The sequence below is a fragment of the Erythrobacter sp. NAP1 genome (assembly GCF_000152865.1).
Taxonomy (GTDB): Bacteria; Pseudomonadota; Alphaproteobacteria; order Sphingomonadales; family Sphingomonadaceae; genus Erythrobacter.
In genome coordinates this window covers 1,807,067-1,824,011 of the sequence record NZ_CH672390.1, presented here as the reverse complement: position 1 = coordinate 1,824,011, position 16,945 = coordinate 1,807,067, and the positions used below count along the sequence as shown (strand labels likewise).

16 protein-coding genes and 1 tRNA gene are annotated in these 16,945 nt (G+C 60.4%); 9 read left to right on the top strand and 8 right to left on the bottom strand.

Translation table 11 applies throughout. The features are described 5' to 3' along the window. Positions 1-2 precede the first annotated feature (2 nt). Positions 3-2,159, bottom strand: a complete 2,157-nt coding sequence (locus NAP1_RS08705; protein ID WP_007164906.1) for an alpha-galactosidase — start codon at positions 2,157-2,159, stop codon at positions 3-5. Positions 2,160-2,242: 83 nt separating this feature from the next. Here NAP1_RS08705 and NAP1_RS08700 point away from each other — a divergent pair, with 83 nt between their 5' ends. The 6 genes from NAP1_RS08700 to NAP1_RS08675 all read left to right on the top strand — a co-directional run bounded on the left by NAP1_RS08700 (position 2,243) and on the right by NAP1_RS08675 (position 9,226). Beyond that, a complete protein-coding gene (locus tag NAP1_RS08700) occupies positions 2,243-3,715 on the top strand; it encodes an SLC5 family protein (RefSeq protein WP_007164905.1) in 1,473 nt (490 codons plus the stop codon). Positions 3,716-3,747: 32 nt separating this feature from the next. After that, positions 3,748-4,671, top strand: coding sequence for a tRNA pseudouridine(55) synthase TruB (gene truB / locus NAP1_RS08695; protein WP_007164904.1), 924 nt, complete (start codon positions 3,748-3,750; stop codon positions 4,669-4,671). A 12-nt stretch (positions 4,672-4,683) separates the two neighbouring features. Then, positions 4,684-4,953, top strand: a complete 270-nt coding sequence (gene rpsO, locus NAP1_RS08690; protein ID WP_007164903.1) for a 30S ribosomal protein S15 — start codon at positions 4,684-4,686, stop codon at positions 4,951-4,953. Between the two features lie 231 nt (positions 4,954-5,184). Continuing rightward, positions 5,185-7,473, top strand: coding sequence for a polyribonucleotide nucleotidyltransferase (gene pnp, locus NAP1_RS08685; protein ID WP_007164902.1), 2,289 nt, complete (start codon positions 5,185-5,187; stop codon positions 7,471-7,473). Between the two features lie 78 nt (positions 7,474-7,551). Continuing rightward, positions 7,552-8,235, top strand: a complete 684-nt coding sequence (locus NAP1_RS08680) for an MnmC family methyltransferase (protein WP_007164901.1) — start codon at positions 7,552-7,554, stop codon at positions 8,233-8,235. A gap of 292 nt (positions 8,236-8,527) precedes the next feature. Then, positions 8,528-9,226 (top strand): Crp/Fnr family transcriptional regulator, encoded by a 699-nt coding sequence (locus NAP1_RS08675; RefSeq protein ID WP_007164900.1) that lies wholly within the window; start codon positions 8,528-8,530, stop codon positions 9,224-9,226. 7 nt (positions 9,227-9,233) lie between these two features. Here the strand turns inward: NAP1_RS08675 and NAP1_RS08670 are convergent, their stop codons facing one another. From NAP1_RS08670 to NAP1_RS08660, 3 genes are all read right to left on the bottom strand, one after another. Continuing rightward, complete coding sequence (locus tag NAP1_RS08670) at positions 9,234-10,160, bottom strand: YdiY family protein (RefSeq protein WP_007164899.1); 927 nt, start codon at positions 10,158-10,160, stop codon at positions 9,234-9,236. Positions 10,161-10,165: 5 nt separating this feature from the next. Continuing rightward, positions 10,166-10,690: a DUF1993 family protein gene (locus tag NAP1_RS08665; RefSeq protein ID WP_007164898.1), complete on the bottom strand. Its 525-nt coding sequence runs from the start codon at positions 10,688-10,690 to the stop codon at positions 10,166-10,168. Positions 10,691-10,764: 74 nt separating this feature from the next. Beyond that, positions 10,765-11,472: a GcrA family cell cycle regulator gene (locus tag NAP1_RS08660; RefSeq protein ID WP_007164897.1), complete on the bottom strand. Its 708-nt coding sequence runs from the start codon at positions 11,470-11,472 to the stop codon at positions 10,765-10,767. Positions 11,473-11,564: 92 nt separating this feature from the next. Between NAP1_RS08660 and NAP1_RS08655 the strand changes: the two genes are divergently transcribed. After that, entirely contained in the window at positions 11,565-12,419 is an 855-nt protein-coding gene (locus tag NAP1_RS08655) for an ABC transporter permease (protein WP_007164896.1), read from the top strand. Positions 12,420-12,449: 30 nt separating this feature from the next. Here NAP1_RS08655 and hspQ read toward each other — a convergent pair whose 3' ends face one another. Beyond that, entirely contained in the window at positions 12,450-12,830 is a 381-nt protein-coding gene (gene hspQ / locus NAP1_RS08650) for a heat shock protein HspQ (protein WP_007164895.1), read from the bottom strand. Positions 12,831-13,087: 257 nt separating this feature from the next. On the opposite strand from hspQ, the gene NAP1_RS08645 reads away from it, so the two are divergent. Further along, positions 13,088-13,177 (top strand) — tRNA-Ser (locus NAP1_RS08645). Positions 13,178-13,562: 385 nt separating this feature from the next. Beyond that, a complete protein-coding gene (locus NAP1_RS15920) occupies positions 13,563-14,219 on the top strand; it encodes a response regulator transcription factor (protein ID WP_007164894.1) in 657 nt (218 codons plus the stop codon). 9 nt (positions 14,220-14,228) lie between these two features. Here NAP1_RS15920 and NAP1_RS08635 read toward each other — a convergent pair whose 3' ends face one another. The 3 genes from NAP1_RS08635 to NAP1_RS08625 form a co-directional block, all read right to left on the bottom strand. Then, positions 14,229-15,932 carry a S8 family peptidase gene (locus tag NAP1_RS08635; RefSeq protein WP_007164893.1) on the bottom strand — a complete coding sequence of 568 codons (1,704 nt, stop codon included), beginning with the start codon at positions 15,930-15,932 and terminating at the stop codon, positions 14,229-14,231. A 105-nt stretch (positions 15,933-16,037) separates the two neighbouring features. Next, complete coding sequence (locus NAP1_RS08630; protein WP_007164892.1) at positions 16,038-16,223, bottom strand: hypothetical protein; 186 nt, start codon at positions 16,221-16,223, stop codon at positions 16,038-16,040. An 87-nt stretch (positions 16,224-16,310) separates the two neighbouring features. Beyond that, a complete protein-coding gene (locus NAP1_RS08625) occupies positions 16,311-16,745 on the bottom strand; it encodes a hypothetical protein (protein ID WP_007164891.1) in 435 nt (144 codons plus the stop codon). Between the last annotated feature and the right edge of the window lie 200 nt (positions 16,746-16,945).

The window sequence follows — 16,945 nt, the reverse complement described above, 5'->3', positions numbered from 1 at the left end:
GCCTACTCGCAGGACTTGAGGTGATAGATGAGGCAGGTGTCAGGACGGGTCAGCGGCGGCTGGATACCATAGCTGGTGAGCGCCGCGCCGGATACCACAGTTCCCTCTCCCTGAAGCTTTGCCGCGTCAATGATTGATGGCGATGAGATCGAGGGATTGTGCGGCGGCCAGACAAGCTTGATGCGGTAGCTCTTCGCTGGATCTAGGCCGGGAAAGATAATGCGCGCAGGCAAGGGCGCGGTTTCGAGGTCCAGCACGGTGAAAGCGAACAATGCCTCGGTCGCATCCTTGGCTACGCAGCCGACGAGGTTCGAATTGGGCCCGCTTTCGCCGCGCCAGAAGCGGCCCAAATGGATCAGGTTGCGATGCTGCTTGTGAAGCGCAATTCCCGCTTTCAGCACGTTGAGGTCGCGCTCGATCTCGCGCCTCAGGTCGAGTTCCATGCCCATGTGACCGAAGATCGCGCTGGCGACCCGGAAGGCCATCGAGAACCGGCGCCCGGTGATGTGACAGGTCTTGGGCCCGACATGGTTACCTAGCACGCGAAGCGGGAGGAAATGTGACGCGCCGCGCATGATCGAATGGCGATGATGGGCATCGTTGTTGTCCGACGTCCAGACGCGGTCGGTGTGGCGCAAAATGCCGAAATCCGCGCGAGCGCCGCCCGACGAACAGCTTTCGATTTCCAGACCCGGATGCGCCGTGCGAAGCCTCTCGATCAAGGCGTAAACGGCCCGCGTCTGCCGGTGCATGACCGCGCGTCCGCCGCTTGCCGGGTGCTGCGCGTCGCGGTTCATGTCCCATTTGATGTAGGCGATGTCGTATTCCTCAACGAGTGCGTTGATGCATTCGAAAAGATATTCGGTAACAGCCGGATTGGTGAGGTCGAGCGTCAACTGGTTGCGCGATGCGATTGGCTCAACGCTATCGACCCCTAGTACCCAGTCGGGATGCGCGCGGTAGAGCTCGCTTTCGGGGTTGACCATTTCCGGTTCGAACCAAAGACCAAACTCCATCCCGAGGTCGCGCACGCGATCAGCGATCGGGTGAAGACCGTTCGGATAGACGTCTTTCGAGACCCACCAATCGCCAAGGCCCGCTGCGTCATTGCGGCGCGAGCCGAACCAGCCATCGTCGAGTACGAAGCGTTCTGCGCCAACGTCGGCGGCTCGCTCAGCGAGTTCGAGGAGCGTCGCTTCATTGTGGTTGAAATAGACCGCTTCCCACGTGTTGTAGTGGACCGGGCGCGGCTTCGCGAAGGCCCGTTTGTCTAATAGCTTTTCTTGCAGGTGATCGTGAAAGGCGTGGCTGACGCCGTTCAGGCCATCCATCGACCACGCGGCGAGCATGTCCGGCGTGCGGTAACTCTCGCCCTCGGCCAACCTCATTTCGCCGGGGAAGAACATCTCTCCCAACTGCACGAAACCGCGCCCGTCGCTGTGGCGGTCGATGCGCTGGCGGTGGTTGCCGCTCCAAGCGAGGTGGAAACCGAGCGCGAGGCCGCTTGTCTCGCCGGTTCGCGCGGCCGCGAGGATGCCGCCGGGGTAAACGTCGTGGCTGGTTCGCCCGGCCTTGTTCTCGCGCACGATGCTGCCTTGGAAGGCTGGGACTTCCTCGACCTGAAACTCGTTTGCCCAGCGGCCTGTGAAGCTGAGGTAGCGGGACAGGCGTTGGTCGATTGGGAGGCAAAGAGCCGAGCACCACTCGAGCTCGAAGGGCTCGCTGGCATTGTTTGTGATCTCGGTGCTTGTCGTCAATAGGCCGGTAATGGTGTCGAGGGCGAAGCTGTGGATGCTCGAAAGGCTGCTATTTGCATGCTCACATCGGATGGAGAGCGAGGCTGGACCGTGCGTCTCCACGGACACGACCCTCAAATCGACAGCCCAGTCCTTGCCGCCGCGATGCCCGATCAACCCCGCCGGACCTGAAATGCCTGTCCCGATCGTGTGAAGTAGCGACCCGCGCTGGTGCACTGCCGGGCCTCCCGGCGCGTGCTGGCGGGTTGCGAGCAAGGCGAGTTCAGCAGCGGAAGCTCCGACGATATCGGGCCCAGCATAGACAATATGGGCCCGCTCGCCGACCGCAGCCTCGAACGCGATCAGCGTCCCGCCCGCGCGAAGTTCGAACCATCCAGCATTGTCATCAACAGGCCTGCTCATCGAGGATCGCCATGCGGCACCGACTGTTATAGGACAACCCAAATCCGCGACGAAGAGGCGGAATTGGGGAGAGAACAGTCGACATGAGCACCACCCAGGTCGCGGTATTTCTGGTCATCACCGCGCTGATCGCGCTCGCAACCTATCTGCATTGCCGCGGCAAGCGCGGCGCAGGGCCGCAGGATGAGCGCGACTACTTCCTCGCGAACGGGGGCCTTGCCTGGTATTTCGTGGCAGGCTCGATCACGCTTACCAACCTGTCGACCGACCAGCTTGTCGGCATGAACGGCAACCAGATGGCGCTGCTCGCATGGTGGGAATTTGCAGCGGTCGCGGGGCTGTTCATCCTCGCTTATGTCTTCCTGCCTGTCTACTACAAGAACAACTGCACGACGACAACCGAGCTTTTGCAGAAGAAGTACGGCGACAAACACATTCGCGCACTCATCAGCGTGCTGTTCCTGTTCGGCAATCTGTTCATCTTTCTGCCTGCGATCCTCTATGGCGGCTCGCTATTCCTGCTCTCGCTGGCGGGGCTGCCGACCGATCTCGGCACGATCATGGTGAGCGCTGTCGTACTTGCCGCTGTTGGAGCCGCCTACGCGATCTTTGGCGGGCTGCGCGCTGTGGCCGTATCGGACACCTATTCCGGCGTGCTGGTTCTGGGCCTTGCGCTGCTGGTCGTGTTCCTCGCCTTGCAAGCCATCGACTTCGACCTGACCGGCATTCCGGCAGAGCGCCTGACGCTGGTGGGTGACAATGACAGCCCGATCCCTTGGCACACACTGCTCACCGGCATGATCTTCATCCAGACCTTCTATTGGTCGACCAATCAGACGATCACCCAGCGCGCCATGGCCGCTCCCAACATCCGCGAGGCGCAAAAAGGTGTCGTGGTTGCAGCCGGCATACGCCTGCTCATCGTGCCGATCATCGTGGTGGTGCCCGGAATCGTCTCCTACAAGCTGTTCGGCGATGTCGGCGACGTCGCTTATGGGCGGATCGTGGGTGAGGTACTGCCGATTTGGCTTTCCGGAGCCTTTGCCGCGGCCATTGCCGCTGCGATCCTCACCAGTTTCAACTCGATCCTGAACGCGAGTGCCGCGCTGTATGTTTGCGACTTGCACGAGGCGTATATCGGCGACGTCACGCGGGTCGGAAAGCTTGGCGCGGCGGTGTCGATTGTGATGAGCGTTCTTGCGCTGGCCCTCGTGCCGTTCTTTGCGAGCCAGGAAAGCCTGATCAACACGGTGCAGCAGCTTTACGGCCTGCTCTCCATGCCGATCCTATCCGCTTTTGTCGTGTGCCTCATGTTCAAAAACGTGAAGGCGGGCGCGGCGATGATCGGGGTGGTGACGGGCGTCGCGTTCTATGGCTTCTGGAGCATGGTGTGGGAGCCTGCGCACTACATCCACGGCATGTTTGCTACGCTGATCTTGTCCATCGCGACAGCTTTGGTGGTCAACAAGCTGGTGTTCGACGCGACGCCGCAATTTTCGCTGGGCGGTGAGGACACCGAGGAGGCCAGCGACAGCCTTGCGACGAGCACCGCTTGAGGCTTGTCATCTGATCGCCTAGCGGGGGCGCGATGAGCGACACGAAGCCTGCACCCCACGGATGGATCATTCTCGACAAGCCGCGCGAGCTTGGCTCGACGCAGGCCGTGGGGGCTGTGAAGCGCAATTTGCGCGAAGGCGGCTATGCTAAAACCAAGGTAGGGCACGGAGGCACGCTCGACCCGCTGGCTGAAGGCGTGCTCCCGATTGCGCTGGGTGAAGCGACCAAGCTTGCTGGCCGCATGCTCGATGCGAGCAAGATCTACGACTTCACCGTAAAGTTCGGGGTGGAGACGGACACGCTAGATACCGAAGGCGAGGTGATTGAGCGCAGTGATGTACGGCCAGGCCTGCCGCAGATCGAAGCCGTGCTGCCGCAGTTCACCGGACCGATCGAGCAGGTTCCGCCCGCCTATTCCGCGCTGAAGGTCGACGGCAAGCGTGCCTACGATCTTGCACGGGCAGGGGAGGAAGTGAGCCTCAAGACCCGCGTTGTGACGATCCATTCGCTCACCATTGCCGATGGCCCGCATGATCGCGACGAAATCACTCTCACCGCGCATGTTTCCAAGGGCACATACATCCGCAGCCTTGCACGCGATATCGCACGCGCTCTTGGAACCTGCGGGCACGTTACCTATCTACGTCGCACCAAGGCCGGGCCGTTCCTTCAGGAACAGGCGATTTCGCTGGACAAACTCAACGAAGTCTCTAATGGCGCTGCCCTTGAAGACCTCCTCCTGCCGTTAGAGGCAGGGCTGGACGACATCCCGGCCCTCAACCTCACCCAGACAGACGCGCAGGCGGTCCGACAAGGCCGGGTCCTGTCTGGAATGCCCCAATCATCCGGGCTCTATTGTGCGATGCTGGACAGTGTGCCGGTGGCGCTGATGGAAATTTCGGATGGCACCGCAAAAGTGGTGAGGGGGTTCAACCTTCCCGATGTCGCTGAGTAGAAAGAGAAATACATGTCGGTAGCACCCGAACGTAAAGCTGAAATCATCAAGGACAACGCACAGGCCAAGGGCGACACCGGTTCGCCGGAAGTCCAGGTCGCGATCCTTACCGAGCGCATCAAGAACCTGACCGAGCACTTCAAGTCCAACCACAAGGACAACCACTCGCGTCGCGGTCTGCTCATGATGGTCAACAAGCGCCGCAACCTGCTCGCATACCTCAAGAAGAAGGATGTCGAGCGCTACAACGCCCTGATCCAGAAGCTGGGTCTGCGTAAGTAAGAGTTTCGGGAAGGCGGCTCTCACGGGTCGCCTTTCTCGCATCTGGGGAGGGATCAACGGCGACGATTCACGTCAGACCGCTCTTCCTGTAAAAAGGGGCAGCGATCACAATTCGGTGATCCAGCCTTGGGGCATTCGCAAACCAAGCCCCACACCGGACCGGGACGGTACACCCGGCACAAGTAGGCCCCGCGCATGCAATGTGGCTGTGCGGGTTCAGAAGGAAAATCCATGTTCGACACGAAAACCGTATCGCTGGAGTGGGGCGGAAAGACCCTCACTCTGGAAACCGGCCGTATTGCCCGTCAGGCTGACGGCGCGGTCCTCGCCACCTATGGCGAAACTGTTGTTCTTTGCGCGGTCACCGCAGCCAAGAGCGTCAAGGAAGGTCAGGACTTCTTTCCGCTGACCGTCCACTACCAAGAAAAATTCTCCGCTGCCGGCCGTATTCCCGGCGGCTTTTTCAAGCGCGAAGGCCGCGCGACGGAAAAAGAGACGCTTACCTCGCGTCTGATCGACCGTCCGTGCCGCCCGCTTTTCCCCGAAGGTTTCTACAACGAAATCAACGTCATTGCTCAGGTCCTGTCCTATGACGGCGAAACCGAGCCCGACATTGTCGCGATGATCGCGGCGTCGGCTGCTCTGACCATTTCGGGCGTTCCCTTCATGGGCCCGATCGGCGCAGCACGCGTCGGCTTCACCAATGATGGCGAATATGTCCTGAACCCGACCGTCGCTGATGCGCTCGGTGAAGATGGCCGCCTCGACCTCGTTGTCGCTGCAACGCAGGACGCGGTGATGATGGTCGAATCCGAAGCGAAGGAACTGACCGAGGAAGAAATGCTCGGCGCAGTGATGTTCGCACACGAAGAAAGCCGCAAGGTCATCGGCGCGATCATTGAGCTTGCCGAACAGGCTGCCAAGGCTCCGTGGGAGCTCGATCCGGTTGAAGACAAGTCGGCCAAAATGGACAAGCTTCGCGCAGCCATCGGTTCAGACCTCGAAGCCGCTTACAAGATCACCGACAAGTCGGCCCGTCAGGATGCTGTCAACGCAGCACGCGAAAAGGCGCGCGAAGCATTTGCTGACCTCGCCGAAAGCGATCCGGCAGAATATCTCGGCACGCTCAAGCTCGTTAAGAAGCTTGAGAGCGAAATCGTTCGCGGCTCGATCCTCAAGGACGGCACGCGTATCGACGGTCGTAAGCTTGATCAGGTTCGCCCGATCGAAGCTATGGTCGGCCTGCTGCCGCGCACGCACGGTTCGGCGCTGTTCACCCGCGGTGAAACGCAGGCGATCTGCACCACCACGCTCGGCACCAAGGACGCCGAGCAGATGATCGATGGTCTGGAAGGCCTGAGCTACAGCAACTTTATGCTGCACTATAACTTCCCGCCTTATTCGGTCGGCGAAGTGGGTCGCTTCGGCTTCACCAGCCGCCGCGAAACCGGCCACGGCAAGCTCGCATTCCGCGCGCTGCGTCCGGTTCTGCCCGATGCTGAGGAATTCCCGTACACGATCCGCGTCCTGTCCGACATCACCGAGTCGAACGGTTCGTCCTCGATGGCGACCGTCTGTGGCGGCGCGCTGTCGATGATGGATGCAGGCGTTCCGCTTGCGCGCCCGGTTTCGGGTATCGCGATGGGCCTGATCCTTGAAGGCGAGGACTTCGCGGTTCTCTCCGACATCCTGGGTGACGAAGATCACCTTGGCGACATGGACTTCAAGGTTGCCGGTTCGGAAGAGGGCATCACCAGCCTTCAGATGGACATCAAGGTTGCCGGCATCACGCAGGAAATCATGACTCAGGCGCTCGAGCAGGCGAAAGCTGGCCGCGCGCACATCCTGGGTGAAATGGCCAAGGCTCTCACCGGCGCCCGCACCGAGGTTTCCAAGCACGCACCGCGTATCGAGACGATGCAGATCGACAAGTCGAAGATCCGTGACGTCATCGGCACGGGCGGCAAGGTGATCCGCGAAATCGTCGCTGAAACCGGCGCCAAGGTCGACATCGACGACGAGGGCACGATCAAGATCAGCTCGTCCAACGCCGATGAAATCGAAGCCGCGAAGAAGTGGATCGAAGGCATCGTCGAGGAAGCCGAAGTCGGCAAGATCTACAATGGCAAGGTCGTCAACATCGTCGACTTCGGTGCGTTCGTGAACTTCATGGGCGGCAAGGACGGCCTCGTTCACGTCAGCGAAATGAAGAACGAGCGCGTTGAGAAGCCGACCGATGTTGTCTCCGAAGGCCAGGAAGTGAAGGTCAAGGTCCTCGAGATCGACAATCGCGGCAAGGTCCGCCTGTCGATGCGCGTCGTTGACCAGGAAACCGGCGAAGAGCTCGAAGACACCCGCCCGCCGCGCGAACCGCGCGGTGATCGCGGTGGCAAGGGCGGCCGTGGCGGCGATCGCCGCGGTGGCCGTGGCGGTCGCGGCCCGCGCCGTGATGGCGGCGGCAATCGCGACGGGGGCGGAAATGACGGCCCCGCAGCGATGCCGGACTTCCTGAAGGACTAAGTCTTTCGGGCAAACCGAACACGAGATGGCCCGCCGGAAGCGATTTCGGCGGGCCTTCCTTTTGGGTAAGAGATATCAATGCTAAAACGCGAACTCATCGACACGGCCGAAATCGAAGACGGCGAGACTCTCGAACTTTTCAGCCACGGGCGCGATTTCATGATCGTGCTGGGGCGCAACGAGCTCATGAGCACGCGTATGCGGTTCTCTGAAGAGCAACTTGCCGAGATGACGCTCGACCGCCTCGACAATGATTCTCCGCGCGTCCTGATCGGCGGCTACGGCATGGGCTTTACCTACCGCGCCGCGCGTGAGCGGCTGGGCGAGGGGGCGGAGATCGTGGTTGGCGAGATCTCGCACAAGATCGTCGAATGGGCGGAAGGCCCGATGAAGGACCTCACCGGCGAGACCCTCTCCGACCCGCGCCTCGATCTCAAGATCTGCGATGTCGCGGCTCTCATCGACGATGCCAATGACGGGACATGCGAAAAATTCGACGCCATCATGCTCGATGTCGACAACGGTCCCGACGGGTTGGTGCGGGCTGACAACAATCGCATCTATTCGAGAACCGGTCTCGGCAAGGCGCGCGATGCGCTGAAGCCCGGAGGGATCGTTTCAGTCTGGTCGGCAGCGCCCGATCCTGCCTTTCGCCGCCGGCTGAAGGAGGCTGGCTTTGCGGTTGAGGAGAAAGGCGTGCGCTCCCGCCCGAACAACAAGGGCGCGCACCACACCATTTGGTTTGGGCGCAAGGTACGCTGAGCCTGCGCGGATTTTCGTGCGAAATGAAAATGGCCCACACTCCCCCCGAAGTGTGGGCCAAGTCGGCGGTAGGGGACAGCCCTCCGCTCGGGTCGCTCCCAGAACCCCATTGCTAAAGCCGTGTCTAAGCCCTCTCTCACGATCGGTCTGTGATGGTCGTCACAAATTAACCATTTTTGGGACAGCTGAGATCAAAGTCCTTTGCAATCAGTGGTTTTGAGACCAAGGCTTGTAAGAGAGCACGCACGAAAGCTCGCGTGAGCTCGTCAGATTCGCATGGTGGGAAAGCGTGATGGAATCATTGAAGGAGATGATGGCCAATCTGGCCCCCGACAGCCTCCTGATGGCGCTAGAGCCCGAACAGATCGAAGCGCTGCTCAAGAACGCCACTCGCAAGGATCTGAAGCCCGACGACGTTGTTATCAATCAGGGCGACGAGAACGGCGACTATGCGGTTTACGTCCTGTCAGGCGGGCTCAAGATCAGCTTTGTGAGCGCGAGCGGTCGCGAGATCATTCTCAGCTATTGCTCGCCGGGTGAAGTGATCGGCGAGATCGCTCTGCTCGACAGCGAACCGCGGACCGCGACTGCAACCGCTGTCGTGGAATCGAGCGTTCTGCTGTTGCCTTCGAAGCAATTCCTTGAGGCCGTATCCTCGAACCCAACATCAGTGGCTCGGATCATGCGCGAGCTTGCGCAGCGGGTGCGGCAACAAAACCTCATCATCGAAAGCGACCGTACTTTCTCGATGGGGCCGCGACTTGCCCGAGCGCTGGTTCGCCTCATCGACAAGGACCGGAACGACGGCGGCTTGCTCTACAATCCGAGCCAGAGCGACCTTGGTGCATTTGCAGGTCTTGCGCGCGAGAATGTCAGTCGCTTGCTGTCCGAATGGGAAAGCCAGGGGATCATCGCGCGCGACGGGCGCACTTTGAGCGTGCGCGATATCGAATATCTACGTTCGCTGGCCGAGTTTGGCGAAAAGGTCTGAGCTGCGATCAGAAATCGTAGATCAGCGTTATCCGGCTCAGAGTGTCGGTCTTGACCGCGCCTGCTGGCGGATCGGTGTCATGCTCCACCGTGTAAGACAGGCGCACTTTTACATTGTCCATCAGCGCCGCTTGAAGCCCGGTGTCCGAGATCAAAGTGCTGCTACCGGATTGGATGAAAGCGCTTGCGTCCTGAGTAAGCGAGATGCTCTCAGCCAGCTGCCAGTCGAAGTCGAGACTGCCGAGGCCTGCAAGATTGCTGGTGCTTCCGCCGCCTACGAATTCGGTGCGGCGATAAGCCGGGCCTGCCTGCACGGACAGCGTCATATCGTCTTCGTCGATGACCTCGTAACCGAGACCGCCTGAAAGCGAGTAGCGTCCTGAGAAGCCCTGGAACCGGTCACGCTCATACTGCGCCAGCGCAAACGCAAACAAGCGGTCGCTGAGCTTCAGGTTGGGCTCGTAGGCGGCAAGAAATTGTTCGCGCGTTGTGACGCCATTATTGCGCTGATAATCAGCCCTGGCGCGCAGCTTGTGGCGCCAATTGATGCCTTCGCGCGTCAGGCCGAGCGATGCGGTGATGCCGGTGTTCGACGCATTGCCGGTCGAGTTGAAAGCGCCCAATTCACCGCGCCCACTCCAGTTCTCGAACAGTCCGGCGCTGCGGATTTCCTGCTTTTCAAGCGCTGCAGCTTCGGCCTCGGCAGCGGCGAGGTTGGTTTCGAAGCTTGCCAGGATTGTGTCGAGCTCGACCGCGTCATCGGGATTGGTAGTGCGAGCGAGCTCGATGACGGTGCGCACTTTCTCTTCGTCGCCGGTGGCGATGGCCGCATCGATCATTGCGCGCACAGGTTCAGGCAATTGAGCCTGTGCTGTGTAGGCCGGGGCACTCAGCGCGAGAGCAAAGGCCGCGATCCGGACGTTCGTGAACTTCATTCGCCTCATCCCTGCTGCGCCCGCACGCGGCCCATGAAATCCATTTTGCCGATCTTAACGCCAAGGTGACGCGCGATGGCGTAAGCGGCGCTGCAATGGAAATAGAAGTTGGGTTGGGCAAAACTAAGCAAGAAATCCTCAGCCGTGAAAGCAAGCCGCGTGTCCTTGAACTCGAAGCGCATGTCGCGCCCGATCCAGCTTTCCATCTCGTCTTCGTCAAGGCCTTTCAGAAGCGCCTTCGCACCGGCAAGCTTCTCGCGCAGCGCGTCAAACGTGGCGGGCGGAGGATTGAGGTCAGGCGTCGCCAACCCTTCGCGCACAGCTGAAATGGCGCCTGCCGTATGCTCGGCGACGCTTTTGATCTGATATGTGAAGGGCAGCATGTCATCGATCAGCTGCGCGCTCAGGATCGCCGAATGGTCGCATTCGCGCTCAGCACACCAGCCCTCGGTCTTGTCGAGAAGATGCGATGCGGTGCCAAGCATCTGGAGTGCGCTCGGGACAAAAGCTGCGTGAAGAGTGAGCGGCATGGGCTGTTCCTTCCTGAAAACAGAAAGGCCCGGCGGCGCTTGGTGCGCTGCCGGGCCTTACGTGACTGTGATTGTTAGCGGACCCGCGGGCCGCCAAACGGAAGCGGCGGCGGGGGACGGCGCGCACCGCGAGGCAGCTGTGCCTGATAAGCGCGGCCGCAATGTTCGACGCAATAGGGGAAGCCGGGGTTCACCGCTTCGCCGCAAAAATGGAAATCAGGCTCACCCGGATGGCCCATCGGCCAGCGGCAGACCTTGTCCGACAGGTCAAGCAGGCTGGTCTTGTCCGCGATCTCGGGGCTCGGCTTGGCGGGCACAAGGCGACGCGGCGGTGCGGGCGGGATCGGTGCCTGCTGGTCGCCGGGGCCCTGTCGCAGAAAGCCGCCGGGGCCGACCGAGACGATCTTCGGCAGGTTTGGCGTGGGATTGGGGATGGCTTGCGAATTTGTGGACTTGGGATCTGCTGCCTTCGCGCTGGAGGCTTCGCTCTCGACTTCGGCTGCCGGAGCGTCGGCCTTGGGCTCGGGCTTTGCGGCGGGCTTCGCCGCCGGTTTGCTCGCCGCCTTCTTTGGCGCAGGTTTGGGAGCCGCTTTTTTGGCCGCAGCCTTCTTCTTTTCGTTCGCCTTCACCGGTGACGGGCGCGATTTCAGGCCAAGGCGGTGTGCCTTGCCGATCACTGCATTACGGCTGACGCCGCCCAATTCTTCTGCAATCTGGCTGGCGGTCGATCCGCCTTCCCACATTTTCTTGAGCGTTGCGATGCGCTCGTCAGTCCAACTCATAAAACATCCGTTCCTGTCGTGCCCGACCTTGTCGTCGAGGCCTAGATAGGTTGCTTGTCACATCTTGCCAGAGGCCGTAGGCGACCTTTCCCATGACAGACGAGCTTTCAGCAAACCCCAATCGTCCGCGAAACTTCCCGGAGCGCGGTGTCCCGGTGATAACCGGCATCAACCGCGTGGGTCTTTTCGCGCTCTATATGAAGGAGGTGCGCCGGTTTCTCAAGGTCCAGACGCAGACGATCTGGGCGCCAGCGGTCACGACGCTGCTGTTTTTGATAATCTTCACCGTCGCGCTGGGCCGTGGAGGCCGCGAGGTGCTGGGTGTGGAGTTTGCAAGCTTTGTCGCACCGGGCCTGATCGTGATGGGCATGATGCAGAACGCATTTGCTAATTCGTCCTTCTCACTGCTCTCGGGCAAGATCCAAGGGACGATTATCGACCTACTGATGCCGCCGCTTTCTCCCGGAGAGCTGATGGGCGGGATCGTGGCGGCTGCTGTCACGCGGGCGATCGCTGTGGGCTGCACGGTTGCGCTCGCGATGGCGCTTTGGCCGGGCGTTTCTCTGGCCGTGACACACATTTGGGCGGTGATCTGGTTTGGGCTGATGGGAGCTGTGATGCTGGCGCTGCTTGGTCTTGCGACCTCGATCTGGGCCGAGAAGTTTGACCATAACGCCGCGATCACCAATTTCGTGATTGCTCCGCTCTCGCTGCTGTCGGGCACGTTCTACGTCATCGACAACCTCGCACCCGCCTTCCAGGCTGTGAGCCGTGCGAACCCGTTCTTCTACGTGATCTCGGGCTTCCGCTATGGCTTCCTCGGGCAAAGCGATATCGGAGATGCGAGCGCCGTCGCGATGGCCGCCATCGGCATCGCGGTCTTTAATCTCGTTATCGCTTTCGCGGTTTATGCCGTCCTGCGCACCGGCTGGAAGCTTAAGAGCTAGCCCGGCGATGGCCCAGCCAGCCGCGGGGCGTCAATGCGTGAGGCTGCGCCGCATCCGATAGCGCCCGTCCTTGAACTGCTCGAACAGCTGGGGGACGGTAGGATGGTCGATCGGCCCACCGCTGGGGTCAGCGACGAGATTGCCCTGGCTCACATAGGCGACATAGCTCGACTCCTCGTTCTCGGCGAGGAGGTGGTAGAATGGCTGGTCGCGGGGAGGGCGAATTTCTTCGGGGATCGATTCGTACCATTCCTCGCTGTTGGCGAAGACAGGGTCGATATCGAAAACAACGCCGCGAAAATCGAACAGGCGGTGGCGAACAAGTTCGCCAATACCAAACCGGCTGCGTGAAGAGCGCGGAGCGTTGATGGTCCGTCCCGCTTGGCTGGAAAAGAAGTGAGCGCGTTCCATAACTTGCAGAATATGGTCCTTCGCACGTGCAAAACAAGTTTCCTGCTAAGGTTGCGAGCAAGATATGCCCGCATTTTGACGCCCCAATGCCGCGATCAGGGGTTGGCAAGCGCATGAGCCTGCGCTAACGGGCGCGCTCCTTGTCGTCGGCAGGACCAAGCCGACGCGCCTTTCCTTCGCGAGAATTCAGCGAAGCGGCAGCGCAGACAGGGCGTTGACAGCACTCAAGCAGCAAAGCGAGAGCGCGAACAACACGCGGAGAGGTGCCGGAGTGGTCGAACGGGGCGGTCTCGAAAACCGTTGTGCTCTCACGAGTACCGAGGGTTCGAATCCCTCCCTCTCCGCCATTTCTCTCGATGAATGATCGCGAGTTTCCGATCCCTACGTAATTTGCAGCAGCGCGTCACGAGCAGCTGTGCGTGTCGCTATTCTCAAATGTGCCTCAATTACGACGCAAGCAGAGAACGTATTGACGCATTGATCGAGACGAGAGCACCAGCCGATCTTCTTGGAAGCGAAACGTTGGTTAGTTTGAGTTAGAAGTTTTCGCGTATAATAAACAGATCATTAGATCGTAAGTTTGCTTAAAGAGCCGGTTCAGAGTTCTTTAGGACTATTCACGCGAAGTCAAAATAAGTCATAATCATTGCGATCTAACAATAAGTTACGCTGGCTCGAAGCCGCCTAATATGCTATGAGCATTACTTAGCTACGGGTGCATTGGAGGGGGAAATGGCCGTTGCCCTCGCGCTGAGGAATGCGTTGTATCGCACTGCATTATCCGACAGCTTGTCGCGGTTGGGTCATACGGTCGCAGATGTCGCTCCCTCGGTAGACCGGCTCGAGCTTTGCCCGTTCAACGAAGAGAATGAACCGCTGGTGGTGCTGACCGAAGCACCATCGACTTTGCGACCTCTGGCGCGCGCGCTTAAACCCTTGCGCGATGAAGCAGGGCAACTGCGGTGCGTGATGCTCGAAGAAAAGTTCGACCTGTTTCGCCTGGCGGATTGCTTCTCGATCGGTTGCCATGGTTTCCTCCTGACCTCGATCCCGATCAAAGCGTTGAGCTGCGCCCTCAACTTCGTCGCCTCGGGTCACCGGGTTTATCCTGACAATCTGGGCGAAGCCCTGAACGGTTGGCGGCGCGACAATCTCGAGCATACCCGATCCAATCCCAAACTGACCGACCGCGAACGCCACGTCGGGACCGAAGTGGCGCAGGGGCATCCGAACAAGGTGATCGCAAGGGATCTCAACCTGTCCGAAGCAAGCGTGAAGCTCTCGATCCAGGCGCTGCAGCGCAAGCTTGGCGTGAGGAACCGCACTCAGGTTGCGGTTGCACTGGTGGTAAGAGGGCTTGTGCCAACGCCGTGCGTGCGGGACCTTTGATCACCGCTCTCAGGTCAGCGCCTTTGCCAGATCGAGGGCATCGGTCAGCTTTGCGACGAGCCTGTCGACATTGCCACCCGCGTCGGGCGCTGAAGGCTCCGAACCTAGGTTGAGCTTCGACCAGTCGGGAATGCCTCTGCCCCAAAGCTGTGCATCACCCAGTGGCCTGCAGGCCTCAAACAACGCGTCGCGAATGGCGGACGAGCGGGCATCGTTGCGGGCCATGTCCCGTAGCTCGGCGTTGTGTTGTAAGATCCTTGCAGTGAAACCCGCGACGTGCGGACTGGCCATCGACGTACCGCTGAGCTCGGCAAAGGGCACGGGATGATCCGAAGGATATGTCGAGATGACGCCCACTCCCGGGGCCGCGACATCGATTTCGGGTCCGCGGCAGGAGAAGCGCGCGATGAAATAGACGTCGTCAGGGTCGGTATCGTCGGTCACGGCGGCGCTGTTCGTGCTGTTCTCGGGGAAGCGGTCGGCGCGGCCGAGCGCGGCAACCGCGATGACATTGTCGAAGGCCGCGGGGTAGTTCACCTTACCGCCCGAATTGCCTGCGGCGGCGATCATCACGACCCCGCTTTCAAAGCATCGGTCTATCTCGTCGTTTAGCAGTTGCGAGGGGCTGGCCATGCCAAGGCTCATATTGACGACGTCGATCTCGTTCTCGCGACAGTACCGAAGGGCTTTGATGAGCTTTGAAATCTTGGCCTGCGGAAACACGCGCAAGCCGTGAAGCTCGGCTTTGGGCGCAACGCCCTGAACGCCGAACGCGTTCGCAGCCTGTCCGGCGGCGGTCCCGGCGACGTGTGTCCCGTGGCCTGAACTGTCGAGGTTGAACGTGTCATCATCAGGATCATCGCCGATCGCGAAGGCCTTGCCGCGCGTAGCATGAGCGAGGTCGGGGTGATCGTTGTCGATCCCGCTGTCGATGATGGCCAGCCGTACAAGCGGCGGGTCTTCGGGATGGTTCGTAACGTTGAGATCCTGCATGCCCCAGGGAGTGCCCTGCTCTTCGGGAAAGCCCGGCAGGCCTCCAGTCCCTTCGGCAAGCGAAAGCAGCGTTATAACGTTGGTCGCTGCGGCGCCGGTGCCGCTGACAAGGTCTGGGCGTGCGATTGTGCGTGACCAGAAACCGGCTGCTGGCTTGATGGTGAGTGAATTGAGGCTTTCCAGCGTCTCGCCAAGCATATTGAGTTCCGCAACGCCGTTATTGCCGGTAAGCGCCTGGTCGAACCACATCTCTCCGCCGAGGCTTACGCGCGCTTTCGGGATCGCCTTGCCATCCGCGTCTACGACCTTGATCCGGATGCGCAGGCTGTCGGCATCGAGCGGGACCATCGTGGTGAGCCCATGCATCCGCAGCAAGCCGCCCGTGTCCAGCATCTCGATATCTTCGTCGAGCTCAACGAGAAGATTGGCATGGCGGTTGCGCAGATTGTCCGCTGCCGCCTCTGTCAGCTTGGCCGTTACGATGGTCGAATCCGGCGCGCCTTCTTCGGCGAGGGCAAGTTCATCCCCTTCGGGCGGCGCGATCACCGACATGATTTCCATCTCGTCTCCCTCATCGGCTTCGGCTGCCGGGGTGACCGAGATGACCTGCTCGATCGCTTCCTTGATCTGCGCTTCGCTCATCGGTTGTCCGTCGAGCGGCATCGTCTTCTTGTTGCTCACCAGATAGACTGGGTTGCGCGGCTTGATGGTGTTGGCCACGTCGCTTCTCCTCGTTCTCGCCTTCAACCTTCACATATTTGTACGGGGGCAAACGGCGGGTCGGCGGCATGGCGCTCCCAGACCGTTTGATTCCTCGCGAGCTCCTCAACTCGGTCGCGGGGCCAGTTCTGCGAGTGTCTCCAGCGCCGCATCGATCTGTTTGACGAGCCGCGCGACAAGCGCCGCGCGTCGTTCGCGTTCGGCGCCGCCGGCGGTCTCTCGGTACCAGGCGTCGAGAAACTCGACCTGCTCATCGATGTTCGCGGTGGTAATCGACTGATCTTCAGGCATCGCGGTAGCCCTTCTTCGACAGGTTTGGTTTGGGGAGGGCCACTGGCCGGCACCGCGAGGCGCCGCCAGTGAGATCCCCCGATCGAACTAGAGCTTCGATCTAATGCACCTGTAAGCGGCCCAGGCTCGGCGAAGCGCAGTGGCGTATTTGCCGCGCTTGAACGCAATCACGGCAGCCGTGACCTTCGGCACACAGCTTGCGAGCTTGCGATACTTCTTCACAAGCCGGATGAGCTTGCGGATCAGTTTCTTGACCTTGTTGCGGAGAAACCGTCCGACAAAGAGCGCATCGGCTTCGTTTTCGGCCATGGCGCTCAGCGACATTACGTCGCCGTCACCGGCATCGGCGCCGAACACTTCGAGTTCCGTGCCGCTAAGTTCCGCTTCCAGTTCGCCCAATTCTCCGGAACTCGCACCGGCGGAATCTTCGTCGGACATTTCAAAGTCACCGAAGTCGGCGGCGAGTTCGCCCAGTTCTGCTTCGAGTTCGCGCAATTCCTGCGCTGTGAATTCGTCGGACATACCTTTGACTCCCATATTTACGTAGCCGCAGGGCGTCTGCGACATGAAACATGGTCCGAATTTCTCAGGGAAGTTTAAGAGTTCGTCCGAATAATCACTGACAGCGTTTGTCTTGAGATTTGCGAAGATTGAGAATTGGATTGGATAGACTGCGTATGTCGCGTCACTTGATCGCCAAACGCACTATTCTTTGATCTGAA

Excerpts from the sequence above, each read along its gene's own strand:
- pnp (WP_007164902.1), top strand. The coding sequence starts at position 5,185 with ATGTTCGACACGAAAACCGTATCGCTGGAGTGGGGCGGAAAGACCCTC.
- NAP1_RS08665 (WP_007164898.1), bottom strand. The coding sequence starts at position 10,690 with ATGCCGCTCACTCTTCACGCAGCTTTTGTCCCGAGCGCACTCCAGATG.
- NAP1_RS08700 (WP_007164905.1), top strand. The coding sequence starts at position 2,243 with ATGAGCACCACCCAGGTCGCGGTATTTCTGGTCATCACCGCGCTGATC.
- NAP1_RS08670 (WP_007164899.1), bottom strand. The coding sequence starts at position 10,160 with ATGAAGTTCACGAACGTCCGGATCGCGGCCTTTGCTCTCGCGCTGAGT.
- NAP1_RS08675 (WP_007164900.1), top strand. The coding sequence starts at position 8,528 with ATGGAATCATTGAAGGAGATGATGGCCAATCTGGCCCCCGACAGCCTC.
- hspQ (WP_007164895.1), bottom strand. The coding sequence starts at position 12,830 with ATGGAACGCGCTCACTTCTTTTCCAGCCAAGCGGGACGGACCATCAAC.
- NAP1_RS08630 (WP_007164892.1), bottom strand. The coding sequence starts at position 16,223 with ATGCCTGAAGATCAGTCGATTACCACCGCGAACATCGATGAGCAGGTC.
- NAP1_RS08625 (WP_007164891.1), bottom strand. The coding sequence starts at position 16,745 with ATGTCCGACGAATTCACAGCGCAGGAATTGCGCGAACTCGAAGCAGAA.
- NAP1_RS08655 (WP_007164896.1), top strand. The coding sequence starts at position 11,565 with ATGACAGACGAGCTTTCAGCAAACCCCAATCGTCCGCGAAACTTCCCG.
- NAP1_RS15920 (WP_007164894.1), top strand. The coding sequence starts at position 13,563 with ATGGCCGTTGCCCTCGCGCTGAGGAATGCGTTGTATCGCACTGCATTA.
- rpsO (WP_007164903.1), top strand. The coding sequence starts at position 4,684 with ATGTCGGTAGCACCCGAACGTAAAGCTGAAATCATCAAGGACAACGCA.
- NAP1_RS08660 (WP_007164897.1), bottom strand. The coding sequence starts at position 11,472 with ATGAGTTGGACTGACGAGCGCATCGCAACGCTCAAGAAAATGTGGGAA.
- truB (WP_007164904.1), top strand. The coding sequence starts at position 3,748 with ATGAGCGACACGAAGCCTGCACCCCACGGATGGATCATTCTCGACAAG.
- NAP1_RS08705 (WP_007164906.1), bottom strand. The coding sequence starts at position 2,159 with ATGAGCAGGCCTGTTGATGACAATGCTGGATGGTTCGAACTTCGCGCG.
- NAP1_RS08680 (WP_007164901.1), top strand. The coding sequence starts at position 7,552 with ATGCTAAAACGCGAACTCATCGACACGGCCGAAATCGAAGACGGCGAG.